Origin of the sequence: Mucilaginibacter agri, from assembly GCF_009928685.1 — a bacterium.
GTDB lineage: Bacteria > Bacteroidota > Bacteroidia > Sphingobacteriales > Sphingobacteriaceae > Mucilaginibacter > Mucilaginibacter agri.
In genome coordinates, this window is the sequence record NZ_WWEO01000045.1 from 243,869 (window position 1) to 258,386 (window position 14,518).

At 41.7% G+C, this 14,518-nt stretch carries 16 protein-coding genes and 1 tRNA gene; 11 read left to right on the forward strand and 6 right to left on the reverse strand.

Annotated elements, in window-relative coordinates:
* Positions 1–114: 114 nt before the first annotated feature.
* The 7 genes from GSY63_RS21245 to GSY63_RS21275 all read left to right on the forward strand — a co-directional run bounded on the left by GSY63_RS21245 (position 115) and on the right by GSY63_RS21275 (position 6,904).
* The gene (locus GSY63_RS21245; protein ID WP_166587865.1) at positions 115–1,254 is read left to right on the forward strand and encodes a cystathionine gamma-synthase; all 1,140 of its coding nucleotides are present in this window, start codon (positions 115–117) and stop codon (positions 1,252–1,254) included.
* Between the two features lie 103 nt (positions 1,255–1,357).
* Complete coding sequence (locus tag GSY63_RS21250) at positions 1,358–2,185, forward strand: TIGR02757 family protein (RefSeq protein ID WP_166587866.1); 828 nt, start codon at positions 1,358–1,360, stop codon at positions 2,183–2,185.
* Between the two features lie 83 nt (positions 2,186–2,268).
* Positions 2,269–2,850, forward strand: coding sequence for an HD domain-containing protein (locus tag GSY63_RS21255; RefSeq protein WP_166587867.1), 582 nt, complete (start codon positions 2,269–2,271; stop codon positions 2,848–2,850).
* On the forward strand, positions 2,851–3,477 hold the full coding sequence (locus GSY63_RS21260) for a chloramphenicol acetyltransferase (RefSeq protein ID WP_166587868.1): 627 nt from the start codon (positions 2,851–2,853) through the stop codon (positions 3,475–3,477). It abuts the gene before it with no gap.
* 120 nt (positions 3,478–3,597) lie between these two features.
* Complete coding sequence (locus tag GSY63_RS21265; protein WP_166587869.1) at positions 3,598–4,146, forward strand: hypothetical protein; 549 nt, start codon at positions 3,598–3,600, stop codon at positions 4,144–4,146.
* Between the two features lie 78 nt (positions 4,147–4,224).
* A complete protein-coding gene (gene mnmE / locus GSY63_RS21270; RefSeq protein ID WP_166587870.1) occupies positions 4,225–5,595 on the forward strand; it encodes a tRNA uridine-5-carboxymethylaminomethyl(34) synthesis GTPase MnmE in 1,371 nt (456 codons plus the stop codon).
* Between the two features lie 163 nt (positions 5,596–5,758).
* Positions 5,759–6,904 carry a glycoside hydrolase family 130 protein gene (locus GSY63_RS21275; protein ID WP_166587871.1) on the forward strand — a complete coding sequence of 382 codons (1,146 nt, stop codon included), beginning with the start codon at positions 5,759–5,761 and terminating at the stop codon, positions 6,902–6,904.
* Positions 6,905–6,952: 48 nt separating this feature from the next.
* On the opposite strand, the gene GSY63_RS21280 is transcribed toward GSY63_RS21275, so the two are convergent.
* The 6 genes from GSY63_RS21280 to GSY63_RS21305 all read right to left on the reverse strand — a co-directional run bounded on the left by GSY63_RS21280 (position 6,953) and on the right by GSY63_RS21305 (position 10,672).
* Positions 6,953–7,039 (reverse strand) — tRNA-Ser (locus GSY63_RS21280).
* An 82-nt stretch (positions 7,040–7,121) separates the two neighbouring features.
* Positions 7,122–8,108, reverse strand: coding sequence for a YihY/virulence factor BrkB family protein (locus GSY63_RS21285; RefSeq protein ID WP_166587872.1), 987 nt, complete (start codon positions 8,106–8,108; stop codon positions 7,122–7,124).
* Positions 8,109–8,119: 11 nt separating this feature from the next.
* Positions 8,120–8,527: an acyl-CoA thioesterase gene (locus GSY63_RS21290; RefSeq protein ID WP_166587873.1), complete on the reverse strand. Its 408-nt coding sequence runs from the start codon at positions 8,525–8,527 to the stop codon at positions 8,120–8,122.
* Positions 8,527–9,579 carry an endolytic transglycosylase MltG gene (gene mltG, locus GSY63_RS21295; protein WP_166587874.1) on the reverse strand — a complete coding sequence of 351 codons (1,053 nt, stop codon included), beginning with the start codon at positions 9,577–9,579 and terminating at the stop codon, positions 8,527–8,529. Before mltG ends, GSY63_RS21290 begins: the two co-directional genes overlap by 1 nt.
* A gap of 6 nt (positions 9,580–9,585) precedes the next feature.
* The gene (locus tag GSY63_RS21300) at positions 9,586–9,900 is read right to left on the reverse strand and encodes a rhodanese-like domain-containing protein (protein WP_166587875.1); all 315 of its coding nucleotides are present in this window, start codon (positions 9,898–9,900) and stop codon (positions 9,586–9,588) included.
* Positions 9,884–10,672, reverse strand: coding sequence for a PASTA domain-containing protein (locus GSY63_RS21305; protein WP_166587876.1), 789 nt, complete (start codon positions 10,670–10,672; stop codon positions 9,884–9,886). The genes GSY63_RS21300 and GSY63_RS21305 overlap by 17 nt, the downstream gene beginning before the upstream one ends.
* Before the next feature lie 185 nt (positions 10,673–10,857).
* Here GSY63_RS21305 and GSY63_RS21310 point away from each other — a divergent pair, with 185 nt between their 5' ends.
* The 4 genes from GSY63_RS21310 (at position 10,858) to GSY63_RS21325 (ending at position 14,444) form a co-directional block, all read left to right on the forward strand.
* Positions 10,858–11,520 carry an HAD family hydrolase gene (locus GSY63_RS21310; RefSeq protein ID WP_166587877.1) on the forward strand — a complete coding sequence of 221 codons (663 nt, stop codon included), beginning with the start codon at positions 10,858–10,860 and terminating at the stop codon, positions 11,518–11,520.
* An 81-nt stretch (positions 11,521–11,601) separates the two neighbouring features.
* On the forward strand, positions 11,602–12,594 hold the full coding sequence (locus tag GSY63_RS21315) for a D-alanine--D-alanine ligase (RefSeq protein ID WP_166587878.1): 993 nt from the start codon (positions 11,602–11,604) through the stop codon (positions 12,592–12,594).
* 99 nt (positions 12,595–12,693) lie between these two features.
* Positions 12,694–13,329, forward strand: coding sequence for an ABC transporter ATP-binding protein (locus tag GSY63_RS21320; RefSeq protein ID WP_166587879.1), 636 nt, complete (start codon positions 12,694–12,696; stop codon positions 13,327–13,329).
* Positions 13,329–14,444, forward strand: coding sequence for a hypothetical protein (locus tag GSY63_RS21325; RefSeq protein WP_166587880.1), 1,116 nt, complete (start codon positions 13,329–13,331; stop codon positions 14,442–14,444). Before GSY63_RS21320 ends, GSY63_RS21325 begins: the two co-directional genes overlap by 1 nt.
* Positions 14,445–14,518: the final 74 nt, after the last annotated feature.

Genomic DNA, 14,518 nt, shown 5'->3' on the forward strand with positions numbered 1-14,518 from the left:
CCCGGCCCCCTAAAAAGGGGGGGCAGGAGTGGCAAATTGTAGTGCATATCCTTTCCCTAAAGGATAAGATGTTTTTAATGCTCCCCCTTTAGGGGGCTGGGGGGCTGTAGCTATATGAAATTCGGAACAAAAGCAATACATGCAGGGCAGGAGCCCGATCCATCAACCGGCGCGGTAATGACGCCCATATATCAAACGTCAACCTACTGGCAGAAAGCCCCTGGCGATAACCAGGGTTATGAGTATTCGCGCGGAACAAACCCAACCCGCAAGGCTTTGGAAGACTGTTTAGCAGCCCTGGAAAACGCTAAATTCGGTTTGGCATTCTCGAGCGGTATGGGCGCCACAGATGCGGTAATGAAATTGCTACAACCTGGCGACGAAGTAATTACAGGCAACGACCTGTATGGCGGTTCGTACCGGATCTTCACCAAAATATTTGCTAACTACGGCATTAAGTTTCATTTTCTTGATCTTTCTGATCCTGAGATTGTTAGCCAATACACAAACGAAAAAACTAAATTGGTTTGGGTAGAAACTCCAACCAACCCAACAATGCAAATTGTTGATATCGAGGCAATCGGTAAAATCACCAAAGCTAAGAACCTGCTTTTTGTAGTGGATAATACCTTTGCTTCTCCGTATTTGCAAAATCCTATCGATCTGGGAGCAGATGTGGTTATGCACTCGGTTACGAAATACATCGGTGGTCACTCTGATGTTGTAATGGGAGCACTGATGTTAAATGACGAGGATCTGTACAAACGCCTTTGGTTTATTTACAATTCATGCGGCGCTACACCGGGGCCAATGGATAGTTTTTTAGCGTTACGTGGAATCAAGACCCTGCACCTGCGTATGAAAGCACATTGCGAAAACGGTCGCGCGATAGCCGAATTCCTTAAAACGCATCCAAAGGTTGATAAAATTTACTGGCCTGGCTTTACAGATCATCCTAATCACGAAGTTGCCAAAAAGCAAATGCGCGACTTCGGTGGCATGATCTCAATTACCTTGAAAGATGCGGATTTGCAAGAAACCTTTCGTATTGCATCAAACTTTAAAGTATTTACCCTGGCCGAATCATTAGGTGGTGTTGAATCACTGATTAATCACCCGGCTACCATGACCCATGGTTCGATACCAAAAGAGGTACGCGAAAAAGTTGGTGTGGTTGATAGCCTTCTTCGCTTAAGCGTAGGAGTAGAGGATGTAGAGGATTTATTAGAGGATTTGAAGAACGCTTTGGCATAAAATAGAAACAAGAGCCAAGAATCAAGAAACACGAGCGAGTTCCTAAAGAACGGATTCTAAAGGTGTCTTGATTCTTGGCTCTTGTTTCTTGATTCTATTTTACATGGTAACCGACATCAAAGCCTTCCTCGATGCCAAAGTTGAACAGTATAACCGTCCGGATTTTATTGCAAATGATCCAATAGTTATACCACACAGCTTCACGCAGAAACAAGATATCGAGATTATGGGTTTTTGGGCAGCTATACTGGCTTGGGGACAGCGTGTTACCATTATCAATAAGTGTCGCCAGCTTATCGAACTGATGGACGGCGTACCTTATGATTTCATAATGAACCATGAGGAACCTGATCTAAAGAAACTGCTTAACTTTAAGCATCGCACCTTTAATGATGTGGATACGCTTTATTTTATTAGTTTCTTTAGATGGCACTATGAAAACTTTGATAGTCTGGAAGATGCGTTTTTGCCAAACTCAAAAATCGTTGTCATTCAGAGCGACAGCGAAGAATCTTCTTCGAGCGTCGAATCCTCACTAAATCACTTCAGAAGATACTTTTTCTCTTTACCCGATTACCCGCATCGTACAAAAAAACACGTATCATCACCCGCACAAAAATCAACCTGTAAACGCTTAAATATGTTTTTGCGCTGGATGGTTCGTCAAGATAATAATGGCGTAGATTTCGGCATCTGGAATCGCATTAAACCGGCAGACCTAATTATGCCCTGTGATCTTCACGTAGACCGCGTTGCGCGGCGACTTAAACTGATTACCCGTAAACAAACCGACTGGCAAACTGCCGTCGAATTAACCGAACATCTCCGCAGCTTCGATCCTCTCGATCCCGTGAAATACGACTTCGCTTTGTTTGGATTGGGGATTGAAGAACTATGGGGGATTGAGGGGTTGCTTTATCCGGGTGAATAATTAAGCTAATTATCAAATCTTGAAATCGAATTCCGGTTATTTTTTTGATATTTAGGCGCTTTCTAATAACCAATTATTAAATAATGAAAGTTGAAGCCAAGAAAATCCTGGAGTTTCTTCACGTTGCCGAAAATCTCAAAAAACTTATCAGGCATAGTTGGCTGTCTGATGGCCGGCAAGAAAGTGTAGCAGAACACACCTGGCGAATGTCGCTGATGTTTTTGTTGGTTGAACCCCACTTAGGGATTAAAGTAGATGCCCAAAAGACGCTCGAAATGATTATAATCCATGATATTATCGAAGCACTAGTCGGCGATATCCCTGCGTTTGAGCAGTTTGATGCAGAAACGAAGTTGCAGAAAGTAAAAATGGAGACTAATGCCATAAATGAGATCAGGCAGACATTAGACAACCAAACCGGGGAGAAATTCTATGAGCTTTGGCATGAATTTGAAAACAAGCAATCGAACGAAGCCAAAGTAGCCAACGCTTTAGATAAGCTCGAAGCGCAAATTCAGCACAATGAAGCAGATATTTCAACATGGCTCGATATTGAAAAAGAAATGCTCTACATGATGCAAAAACATGTGGAATTTAATGAGTTTTTAACCGTTTTTAAGGATGTGATTGTTGAAGAAGGTGAATTAAAATTGACTATTAAATAAATGAAACAAAAACTTGACCTCGATAGCTGGAATAGAAAAGAACATTTTAAATTTTTCAACCAATTTGAGGAACCCTATTATGGGGTAAATGTCACTATAGATTGCACTACAGCATATAAGGCTGCTAAACAAAACGGGGTTTCTTTTTTCTTGTATTACTTATATCAATCGTTATCAGCAGCTCAAATTATCGAACCTTTTAAGCTACGGATTGAAGAAGATGAGGTTTTTATATATGATCGTGTAGATGCTGGTTCAACGATAGGTCGGCCTGACGGCACTTTCGGTTTCGGCGATTTTATTTACTACGCTACGTTCAACGAATTTTATCCCGAAGCGCTAAAAGTAATGGAAAGAGTCAGTAGCTCTACTACATTAGATCGTTCGCCTGCGAAAAATGTAATTCGTTATTCGCCATTGCCCTGGATAGATTTTACGGCCCTTTCTCATGCGCGGATGTTTTCATTTAAAGATAGTTGCCCCAAAATATCCTTTGGCAAAATGACCGACAACTCGGGTAAAAGAACCATGCCGGTTTCGATACATGTTCACCACGCATTGGTAGACGGATTGCATGTGGGACAATATATTGATTGTTATCAGCAGCTGCTTAACACGGCTTTGTAAACCAATATTTGTTTTCTGGGTTAAATATTAACTTGCATGTTGGCTTAGAAACGAGAGGAGTTTGGGGTGTAGGATTTTAGCTTACAATAGCTATATTAGTTGCCAAAACCAACCCTTATTATGGTAACCAAAGAAGACCTGCAAGCTAAATATGCCACGTATTCAACCGCTCAACTACTGGATTTAATTGACCATAAATTTGATTACACAGAATTGGCAGTTAGTATTGCTATCGAAGAGCTTTCAAAACGAAATGTTTCTGAAGAAGATATTAAGGAATATAAAGAAAGCAAGGTTGAAAATGTTGCCACTTATATCAGAAAAAACATTGTAGATGACCTTACACTACTTCAGAAGAATGTGTTTTATTTCTTATGGGTTCCGTTTGTACGTGGTGCTATTAAAATGAATTTTCACGATGATGGATCTATTCTAAAGCTAAAGCAAGCCAACTATTATCAGTTTTACGGTTTTATATTCTTTTTAATTGCTGGTGTTATATCGGTTAAATTTGATCTTGATGTTTGGGCTACTGCTGCGGTATGGATACTCTTCTTTATTCCTACCTATTTGTTTGATGAATCATTTAACAGAAATCGGCTCTACAATAAATTAAAAGACTTATATAATATTAGCGACGAGCCGGAAAATGATAACGTAATAAAATAAATGGCTGACTTAAAGCCAAAACATGATTTTGTATAGACGCTGCAATACCATAATTATTCCGAACTTTGTTGCAACGATATGAACTATACTACCGACGATACCATAGTGGCCTTAGCCACGCCGAATGGAATAGGGGCAATTGGCGTTATTCGCCTTTCGGGACCTGATGCCGTGCAGATAACCCAAAAAGTTTTTAAGGGTAAGGATCTTACCAAACAGGCTTCGCATACCATACACTTTGGCCATATTGTAGATGGTGACGTTATTTTAGATGAAGTATTGGCATCTTTATTCATCGCACCAAAATCATATACACGTGAAAACGTTGTGGAGATCTCGTGTCACGGATCGGCATACATTATCGAGTCGGTTATTAAACTATTAGTAAAAAGCGGAGCCCGTCCTGCACAACCAGGTGAGTTTACGTTGAGAGCCTTTCTTAACGGGCAGATGGATCTTTCGCAGGCCGAGGCCGTTGCCGATTTGATCGCCGCTAATTCGAAGTCCTCACAGCAGGCTGCTATGAATCAGCTAAGAGGCGGCTTTAGCAATCAATTAAAAGGCTTACGCGAACAATTGGTGAATTTTGCTTCGCTGATCGAACTCGAACTAGATTTTTCTGAAGAAGATGTAGAGTTTGCTAACCGCGATCAGCTGAAACAATTGGTAGTAAATATTCTCACCATCTTAAGTAAATTAATCCAGTCGTTCGAATTGGGTAATGCCATTAAGCAGGGCATTAATACCGTTATCGCCGGTCGCCCGAATGCAGGTAAATCGACCTTGCTAAACGCACTGCTTAACGAGGAGCGTGCCATTGTAAGCGATATAGCCGGTACTACGCGCGATACCATCGAGGAGATCTTAAACATTAACGGTGTAAACTTTCGCTTAACAGATACTGCTGGTATTCGCGAAGCTACTGACACCATCGAGGCCATCGGTGTACAAAAAGCCTACGAGAAGATTAATCAATCGGCGATATTGATCTACGTGTTTGACGCTGTGCAAACTTCATTAGAGGATTTAAATGCCGATTTAGAAAGCCTACAACGCCCGGACTTTCCGATGCTGGTTGTAGCTAATAAGATCGACCTCCTGAGCGAAGAACAATCTGAAAACATCCCGCACTCTGAAAATATGCTGAAGGTTTCTGCCAAGCAAAAACAGCACATAGAAGAGTTAAAGCATAAAATTTACCATACGGCCATTAAAGGTCAACTAGGCGGCGACGAAACGCTGGTAACTAATGTTCGCCACCTGCAGGCGCTTCAAAAAACCGAAGACGCCTTAAGTAAAGTATTGGAAGGTATAGATAACCCCATTACGTCTGATTTTCTCGCTACAGATATTAAACAAGCGCTACACTACCTGGGCGAAATAACCGGTACTGTAACTACCGACGATTTGCTCGAGAATATATTTTCGAAGTTCTGTATCGGCAAGTAACCTATTTGCATTTAGATGGCCGATATTTAAAAACCTTATAACTTCTGCAATTATTTTAATCCATAAAAAAAGTTTATAATAGTAACTTATACCAATGCCTAAACGGCTGTTTTAGAAACAGCCTGCAAACTCTCGCTATATCAAACCAAAACATATAGTTAGCATGGAAAATGTTACTGTTTTTATCAAAACCCTTATACTATTTCTCATAGTTTCCATTAGCGCCGTAGCACAACAAAATCGTTTGCCGGACTGGGCGTTTGGAGGGTTTAAAAGACCCGCCAATATTAATCCGATCATTTCTCCGGATAGTACTTCTCAGTTTGTCGATCCGGTTTTAAATCAAACTGTGCGCTGGGAATCTAACGATACGTTTAACCCGGCGGCTGCACTGATTAATGGCAAAATAGCGGTCTTATATCGTGCAGAAGATAAATCTGGTGTAGGGATCGGTTTCCGCACCTCACGACTGGGATATGCATCGAGCTCAGATGGTTTACATTTTAAGCGAAACCATACGCCTGTGTTCTATCCTGCTAATGACAGTCAGAAAAAGTATGAATGGCCTGGTGGTTGTGAAGATCCTAGGATAGCAGTTACCACTAACGGAACATATGTTGTCTTTTACACCCAATGGAATCGTGAAGTGCCACGGCTTGGTGTAGCTACCTCAAAGGACCTGAAACACTGGACCAAGCATGGCCCAATATTCGAGGATGCCTACAATGGCAAATTCTTAAACATTCCGCATAAATCTGCATCGATATTAACAAAGGTGGTAAAGGGCAGGCAGGTGGTTACCAAAATAAATGGCAAGTACTGGATGTACTGGGGGGAATTACACGTGTATGCAGCAACCTCTGACAACTTGGTAAACTGGAAACCTCTCATTAATGCAGATGGCTCGCTTAAAGAGTTGATTTCGCCAAGAAAGGGGTATTTTGATAGTGAATTAACCGAGTGCGGCCCTCCTGCAATATGGACGAATAAGGGGATAGTCCTTTTTTATAATGGCAAAAACAAGGCGGGAGAAGAAGGCGATAAGCGTTTTAATGGGAACTCTTATTGCGCCGGCCAGGCGTTGTTTGATAAAAATGATCCATCAAAACCAATAACCCGCCTCGATGTGCCGTTTTTGCGGCCGATGGAAGCATTCGAAAAAAGCGGACAGTATATCAATGGAACAGTATTTATAGAAGGGATGGTATTTTTCCATAAGAAGTGGTTTCTTTATTATGGATGTGCAGATTCCAGAGTTGCTGTGGCCATATATGATCCGGCTCACCCTGCATTTCCAGATCCGTTTTAAAATCAAAAAGCCTGTAATATTTACTACTACAGGCTTTTTGATTTTAAGCGGAGAGTTAGGGATTCGAACCCCAGGAACCTTTCACAGTTCAACAGTTTTCAAGACTGCCGCAATCGACCACTCTGCCAACTCTCCGGGGACAAAAGTACAAATCCGGAGCGGATTGACAAATTTGATTTTAACTTTTTTTTAACACAAATAAAATACTGACAGTCAATTATTTATGCTGGTTAATTCCCTTTTGGTTACTTTTAAATGTATTGAAACGCGGCTTGCTGATCTTAATATTCCGCTTAGAAAGGTCGATGCTGGCGTTAAGTTCAAAGCCAATCAGGATGATCAGCGAGTTTAAATAGAGCCAAATCATAATCACGATCAATGTACCGATCGAACCGTAAATTTTGTTGTACGCTGAGAAATTATTGATGTAATAACTGAACCCTAAAGAGGTAAACACAGCCAATGCGGTGGCTAATATCGCACCTGGACTGATAAACTTCCACCGGGTTTGTTTGTGGGCCGGGCCGTAGCGGTAAAGCAGCGCAACGGTAAAAAAGAAGATCACAATTACTATCAGCCATCGGCCTAAAAAAATAAGGTAAGTCCAGAACGAGCCATTGGTGTCTATTTTAGATTGCAGCACGTTTACAACGGCTTGGCCAACTATCAATATAATAATGGCAAGAAACAACGATATACTGATCACTACCGTTAAAATTAGGGCTATCCAGCGCTTTCTAACCCATGTGCGTGTCTCTACTGTTAATGTAGACTTGTTGAAAGCCTGCATCAGCTTATAAACCCCGTTTGTTGCAAAGAAAAGGGCTGTTGCAAAACCAACGGATAACAACTTGCCATTTTGGTTTTTAATGATGTCTTTGATAGTGCTCTCGAATGCCAAATAGGCGTTGGTAGGTAATATTACCTCTATAAGTTTTAACAGCGTATCTTGAAAATGCGGAACAGGTATATAGGGGATAAGCGTGAACAAAAAGATAATGCCCGGAAAAAAAGCCAACATAAAAGTATATGCAAGCGAGGTTGCCTTATTAACCAACGACTCTTGCTGAATCTCTTTGAAAAAGAAAACGGCAACCGTATGCAGGGGCAAGGGCCTGAAACCGGGAAGGTATATCACCTTAGTCCAGTCAACCAGGTACTGATAAAATTTAAAACGGCTTAAAAAACGGTGTAACCATTTCATTTAAGTCAAACTTACTCAAAAAAATGCTTCAAAGCATCCAGAAACTCTTGTGATGGTAAGCATGGGCGACCGGTAGTCATGTTTACAAATGCCAGCAGGGTTTCGCCCACATGTATCAGAACATCAGCTTCGTTATAGAGCTCGTAGGTGAAGTGGATTTTTACCCCGGGCATCTTGTGCATAATTACCTTAACGCTAATCAGCTCGTCATAGCGGGCAGGTTTAATGTATTTACATTTGAGCTCCAGCACCGGCATCATGATACCCGAAGCCTCCATAGATGCATAAGTCAAGCCTAGGCTGCGCAGCATTTCTACACGGCCAACTTCAAAAAACTCGGCGTAATTACCATAGTACATGTAGCCCATCTGGTCAGTTTCGCCATAACGGACGCGTATTTTAGTTGTATGGGTAAACATCAGCGCTTAATGTTTCTTGCGTCTAAAGCCTGTTGAAAGCGACGTGCGTTAGCTCTGTGATCAGCTTCGTTGGTAGCATAGTTATGATAGCCGGAAAAATCTTCTTTTGCACACATATACAAATAGTTATGTTTTTCATGGTTAAGTACTGCTTTAACCGCGGCAACAGATGGCATCATCACTGGGCCGGGCGGCAAACCAGTATGTACATAGGTGTTGTAGGGCGATGGATTAACCAAATATTTATTCAATACGCGTTTTATAGTAAAGTCGCCTGTCGCAAAAATAACGGTCGGATCGGCTTGTAATTTCATCCCTTTGTTAAGGCGATTAAGATATAGGCCAGCTATGCGTGGCATCTCATCATCGTGCAATGCTTCGGCATCAACTATAGAAGCTAAGATCGATACCTGAACAGGGGTGAGGTTAATGGCTGCTGCCTGTTGCTTACGCGCGGGCGTCCAGAATTTTTCGTAATTGGCATACATGCGATTGAAAAACTTCTCTGGCGATGTATTCCAATACATCTGATAGCTGTTTGGCAAAAACATGGTGTACACATCTTCGGTAGTGAAACCAAATTTCTGCACATATTCGGTCGAGTCTAACAAACGCAATATTGATAACGAATCTGGCTCGATCTTTTTGGCAATAAAGCCAGCAAACTGAGTTTTTAAACGCAAGTTGTGGAACGACACGGTAACCGGCTCCTGAGTGCCCGACGCCAGCATGTTGATGAGGCGACGGTTGCTCATACCCGAATGTAAATGGTACCTGCCCGGTTTAACCCGGGTAGTATAATTCATGTTTTGGGCCGCCCAGTTAAAGGTGGTAGTATCCTTAACAATTTCTTTAGTGCGGATGCTGTCATAAACATCTTTATAGGTTGCACCTGTGTGGATATATAAATATTCCTGTTTATCAGTTACGTTAGGGCCAAAATAACGCAGGTAGTAAAATACTCCCGTGCCTGCAAGGGCCAATATGATAATGACCACCAATGCAATGATGAATTTTTTGAATGTTCCGCCTTTTGGTTGGTTCTCAGACATATGTTTTTAAATAGATTGAAGCTTTTCTATTGCCAGCAAACCACCTGTAAGGTTCCTGACATTTTGATAACCATTTTCTTCGAGAATTGATTTAGCTGTTTCGCTGCGCAAACCTGCACTGCATATAACTATAATTTCATCGTTATATTGCCACGGCAGGTTATTGAGGTTTTCCTTAAGCTTATTTACAGGAATATTTAACCCGCCAATGTTGTGGGTATGATATTCTATATTTTCGCGCACATCGAGCAAATTAAGCGCTTCGTTGTGGTTTAAACGTTGCTTAATTTCTCTGGCATTAATATCACTGCTGTGGCTCATCGGTTTTCTTGCCTTGCGAAACGGTTAAGTTAATGCGTGTCCCTATACTGGTTTTGCTTAAAGAGTCTGTTTTCATTGGCGATTGAGCTGTTACAATAACATTGGTTGAGTCGGTAATAGCGCCCGAGTACATAATAGTACCAATAGTTAAGCCAGCACCTTTAATAGCAAATTTGGCGGCATCCAGATCAAGGTTTATTAACTCTGGAATATCAACTTCGCTTGCGCCTCCGCCATCGCCCAATACCAAATCAACTTTAGAGCCTTTTGGTAGCTTGGTGCCTGGTTTAATAACCTGCCCGCCGAAACGGATTTCCAATACGCGGTCGCGCGCTATGTCAGAACGATAGGTAGTGTCACCGATCTTAATCCCGAAATTGGAAAGAGTGGCTTCTGCCTCACGGAAAGTACTCTGCTCTACATCGGGCAAGGCAATATTAGGCGCCAGTTTAGTTACTACCGTTAAATAGATAGTACGATTTTCTTTAACATTAGTTCCCGCATCGGGGTCTTGTTCAATAACAGTTCCCGGATCATGGTCGAGCACGTAAACAGAATCTACCTGATATTTGAAACCTTGTTGCTCCAGTAAAGCAGCAGCACGGTCTATGTTCATTCCTTTTAATTGCGGTACTGGCACACCTTCACCATGGCGGGTGTAGTAGCCTAATGAAAAATATGCCACCAACAATACAAACACAACTGTGCCTATGGCTGCAAGGAAATTATTACGAAAGCTTTTGGTTTTTAAGTAAGTCCAGAATTTACTCATTTGTAGTTATTGATCAGAATTTACGTCCTGAATTAAGCAATCAAACATAACTATTATTTTCTAAATCAGAACTCGAAATTTGGAAGTGCCCTGGTTTCCAGGGCATGTTTTTGCGAAACGATAATAACGTATATCCGAAACAAATAGCTTATCCGAGCTGAAAAAATAATAGCTTTGGTTAACCTATGAAGTTAAAAGCAATAATATTTGACCTGGATGGCACTATCGCCGATACATTGCCACTCTGCATCGCTGCATTTAAAAAAAGTATAGAACCCTTACTAGGCAAATCGCTCAGTGAAGAACAAATTATTGCGACGTTCGGTCCATCAGAAGAAGGAACCATCCGCAAGCTCATTCCACAGTATGAAGCTCAAGGAGTTAGTGATTACCTTGTTCATTACGAAAACCTGCATGGCACCTGTCCGGATGTTTTTCCTGGTATTAAGGAGCTGCTGGAGTTACTGCATCAAAAAGGCATTCAACTAGCAATGGTAACCGGGAAAGGCACCCACAGTACGCGTATTTCGCTTAAGCAATTTGGTGTCGAAAGCTATTTTGAAGTGTTGGAAACCGGTTCGCCCGAAGGCCCCAATAAGGTTAATGGTATTCGTAAAGTATTGAAGCGATTAAATGTTGATGCAAAAGAGAGCCTATATATTGGTGATGCGCCAAGCGATATTAAGTATTGCAAGGAATTAGGCGTTCCGATAGCCGCCGCGGCCTGGGCGAGCACAACGAATGCCGATGAATTGATACCCTTACAGCCGGAATATATTTTTTATTACGTTGAAGATTTTAAAGAATGGATAGCCACAGTGTTGGACAGTGGCGAGTTTGGAGGCTAGGCTAATTTAACTTCTACACAGCTTTTGCCGCATAAAATTTAGCCTCACAGTTTATTATAGTATATATTATATTTGGCCATTATGTCGAAAAAAAACATCGCCCTGGTAGCCGGTGGATATTCCGGTGAATACGAGGTATCTATTAATAGCGCCAACAATATAGCAGCCAATTTGCCTGCAGAGCAATTTAATGTTTACAAGATCCTGATCAATCGCGATAGCTGGTTCCACGAAGCGGCCACTGGGAAAGTCGAAGTTGATAAAAATGATTTCAGCATTACCGTTGATGGCAGCAAGATCAATTTCGATGCTGCATTTATCACTGTACACGGTACACCTGGTGAAGACGGGAAGCTGCAAGGCTATTTTGATATGCTGGGCTTACCATATAATACTTGCGATGCGGCAACATCGGCTTTAACCATGAATAAGGCACATACTAAAAGCATCGTACATGGCATTAAACACCTTAACGTTGCCAAATCGTTGCAGTTATTTAAAAAAGACATGCACGATGTAGGTACTATTACCGCTTCTTTGAAATTTCCTTTATTTATCAAACCTAATAACGGCGGTAGCAGCGTAGGCATGAGTAAAGTGCACAATGCAGCCGAGCTTCCGCATGCATTAGATAAAGCCTTTAAAGAAGACAGCCAAATATTGGTTGAAGAATTTATAAAAGGTCGTGAATTCAGTATTGGTATCGCGCGGCTTAACCATCATTTAAAGGTGTTACCTGCTACAGAGATCATTAGCTCGAAAGAGTTTTTTGATTACGAGGCCAAATATACCCCAGGTGTATCCGAAGAAATTACACCGGCCAACCTTACCGCCGAACAAAACGAACGTATATCAGAGGTTGTTGCCGAAGCTTACCTGCGGCTAAACTGTAAAGGCATGACCCGCATAGATTTTATTTTGCAGGAGGAGACAGATGATTTTTACTTCATCGAGATCAATACCACACCAGGCCAGTCTGCCGCGAGTTTGATACCGCAACAGGTACGCGCCGCCGGAATGGATGTCCAGCAATTCTATACAGATATTATTAACGGCGCGTCGACAAGCGCTTAACCGATTAGTAAAAGAGACACAAGGTATTGTGTCTCTTTTACTTTATGCCTTTTCTGTAACAACACACAAGATATTGTGTCTCTACGTAGAATTACTTTCATGCTTCAGTTTGTAAACTTTCAAAAAAATTACGGCAATTTCGCTGCACTAAAGATCGATGAACTACAGATCGGGCAGGGCTTATATTGGCTTAAAGGGGTTAACGGTTCCGGCAAGAGTACACTCCTGAAATCCGTTGCCGGTATGCTGTCTTTTAATGGCGATGTGTTACTAGACGGGAACATCAGCGTTAAAAAAGATGCTGTAAATTATCGCCGATTAGTAAGTTTTGCCGAAGCGGAACCCTTGTTCCCGGAATTTTTGACGGGGCGCGAAATGATCAATCTCTTTGCTAAAGCACGGGGGGCCGAAGCAGGGCAGGAGGAGCTTTATATCGAAAGCATGCAGATGCAACACTACGTCGACAGGCCGATTGGTTCTTATTCGAGTGGTATGAATAAAAAACTTTCGTTATTGCTGGCATTTTTAGGCAGGCCAAGATTGATTTTGCTCGATGAACCACTAATCACCATAGATACTGAGTCCTTATTGATTCTCTACAAATGGATCAACGAGCGACAGGAGCAGGAGGGGACCAGTTTTATCCTTTCCTCCCATCAGGCGCTCGACCGGGAGATATTGCCTAATGCCGGTGAATTGTTGATCGAGAATCAAACCTTAACCCACATTTTGTAATGGGCAGCCCGCTAACCAATGTGCTGAATAAGATTTTTGTAATTGGGTTTTACAGAGCACATGCCGGTATACTGTTGTTTATTTTCCTCGTATTGTTTGGTGCTGTGCCGGGTGATATGTTACTGAGTTATCACAAAGCGCTTATGATAGCTTTTTTAACCAGTCCGTTGCTATTTTCGGTTGTATTTGTGGTGTGGTTACTTTACTTATTTAAAACATGGCATTACATGGCGGGGCAGTTATCAGCACCGCATCATCAGTTTTTATTCTACAGTATTTCGGCCTATAGTTTGCGATCGCAATTCTTGGGCTGGCTGGTTGTGCAGTTTAATATGCTGTTACCGGTTATTGTTTATTCTGCTATTACCGTTAGTGTTGGCCTTGCAAATCATTGTTACCTCGCGTCGGCGGGTATTGCGCTATATCTTTTATTGTTATGTATTGCTGGTGCTTTGTTCTGCATCAAATTAACGCACACTTTGCCTGAGGGCAATAAGTTATCCCTGTTGCTGAGATTTGGGCACTCCATTCCTAAACCATATTTCAGTTTGTTTATCTTGCATATTTTTAATCAAAAGAAACTTACTTATGTAATAATTAAAGGGATTTCCTGGTTAATTATCACTGCCGTTTTCGCGCTCTTTGCTGATGTTAAACACGACGCACGTGTGGCCGGTATTGCGGTGCTGGCTATTGTGGTAGCACATGTGGCAATTGTATTTGAGGAAAGGGTGTTCGAAGAAACGTTCCTTCGCTTTGGTCGGAATCTTCCTTATAGCAGGTGGACTTTGTTCGGCGGATTTATAATGGTTTACCTGATTATGCTCTTACCCGAGATCATTTGGTTATATAACCGTTTTGATCCTTTATTTGCAACGCAGCTAATGGTATTTGGATTGAGCTGTATCATATTATTCCATAGTTTACTATACCGAATTGGTTTAGCAATGGACATTTACATGCAGTGGGTGCTTGGCTTGTTTATGCTCATCTTTTGGATTGTGATGTTCAAGGCTATGTTATTTGCCGCTGCGTTATGCTTAACGGCAGCCTTTGCTTTATTCTATTACAACTACTACAAGTCCTTCGCCGTATTGCCGGAGGATGAGAAATAGGTTGAAAAAAGACGCAAAAAAAGAGACACAAAGCTTTGTGTCTCTACCTAATATTTTTTATCCGGCTCCCCCTT

Excerpts from the sequence above, each read along its gene's own strand:
- GSY63_RS21245 (WP_166587865.1), top strand. The coding sequence starts at position 115 with ATGAAATTCGGAACAAAAGCAATACATGCAGGGCAGGAGCCCGATCCA.
- GSY63_RS21250 (WP_166587866.1), top strand. The coding sequence starts at position 1,358 with ATGGTAACCGACATCAAAGCCTTCCTCGATGCCAAAGTTGAACAGTAT.
- GSY63_RS21255 (WP_166587867.1), top strand. The coding sequence starts at position 2,269 with ATGAAAGTTGAAGCCAAGAAAATCCTGGAGTTTCTTCACGTTGCCGAA.
- GSY63_RS21260 (WP_166587868.1), top strand. The coding sequence starts at position 2,851 with ATGAAACAAAAACTTGACCTCGATAGCTGGAATAGAAAAGAACATTTT.
- GSY63_RS21265 (WP_166587869.1), top strand. The coding sequence starts at position 3,598 with ATGGTAACCAAAGAAGACCTGCAAGCTAAATATGCCACGTATTCAACC.
- mnmE (WP_166587870.1), top strand. The coding sequence starts at position 4,225 with ATGAACTATACTACCGACGATACCATAGTGGCCTTAGCCACGCCGAAT.
- GSY63_RS21275 (WP_166587871.1), top strand. The coding sequence starts at position 5,759 with ATGGAAAATGTTACTGTTTTTATCAAAACCCTTATACTATTTCTCATA.
- GSY63_RS21285 (WP_166587872.1), bottom strand. The coding sequence starts at position 8,108 with ATGAAATGGTTACACCGTTTTTTAAGCCGTTTTAAATTTTATCAGTAC.
- GSY63_RS21290 (WP_166587873.1), bottom strand. The coding sequence starts at position 8,527 with ATGTTTACCCATACAACTAAAATACGCGTCCGTTATGGCGAAACTGAC.
- mltG (WP_166587874.1), bottom strand. The coding sequence starts at position 9,579 with ATGTCTGAGAACCAACCAAAAGGCGGAACATTCAAAAAATTCATCATT.
- GSY63_RS21300 (WP_166587875.1), bottom strand. The coding sequence starts at position 9,900 with ATGAGCCACAGCAGTGATATTAATGCCAGAGAAATTAAGCAACGTTTA.
- GSY63_RS21305 (WP_166587876.1), bottom strand. The coding sequence starts at position 10,672 with ATGAGTAAATTCTGGACTTACTTAAAAACCAAAAGCTTTCGTAATAAT.
- GSY63_RS21310 (WP_166587877.1), top strand. The coding sequence starts at position 10,858 with ATGAAGTTAAAAGCAATAATATTTGACCTGGATGGCACTATCGCCGAT.
- GSY63_RS21315 (WP_166587878.1), top strand. The coding sequence starts at position 11,602 with ATGTCGAAAAAAAACATCGCCCTGGTAGCCGGTGGATATTCCGGTGAA.
- GSY63_RS21320 (WP_166587879.1), top strand. The coding sequence starts at position 12,694 with ATGCTTCAGTTTGTAAACTTTCAAAAAAATTACGGCAATTTCGCTGCA.
- GSY63_RS21325 (WP_166587880.1), top strand. The coding sequence starts at position 13,329 with ATGGGCAGCCCGCTAACCAATGTGCTGAATAAGATTTTTGTAATTGGG.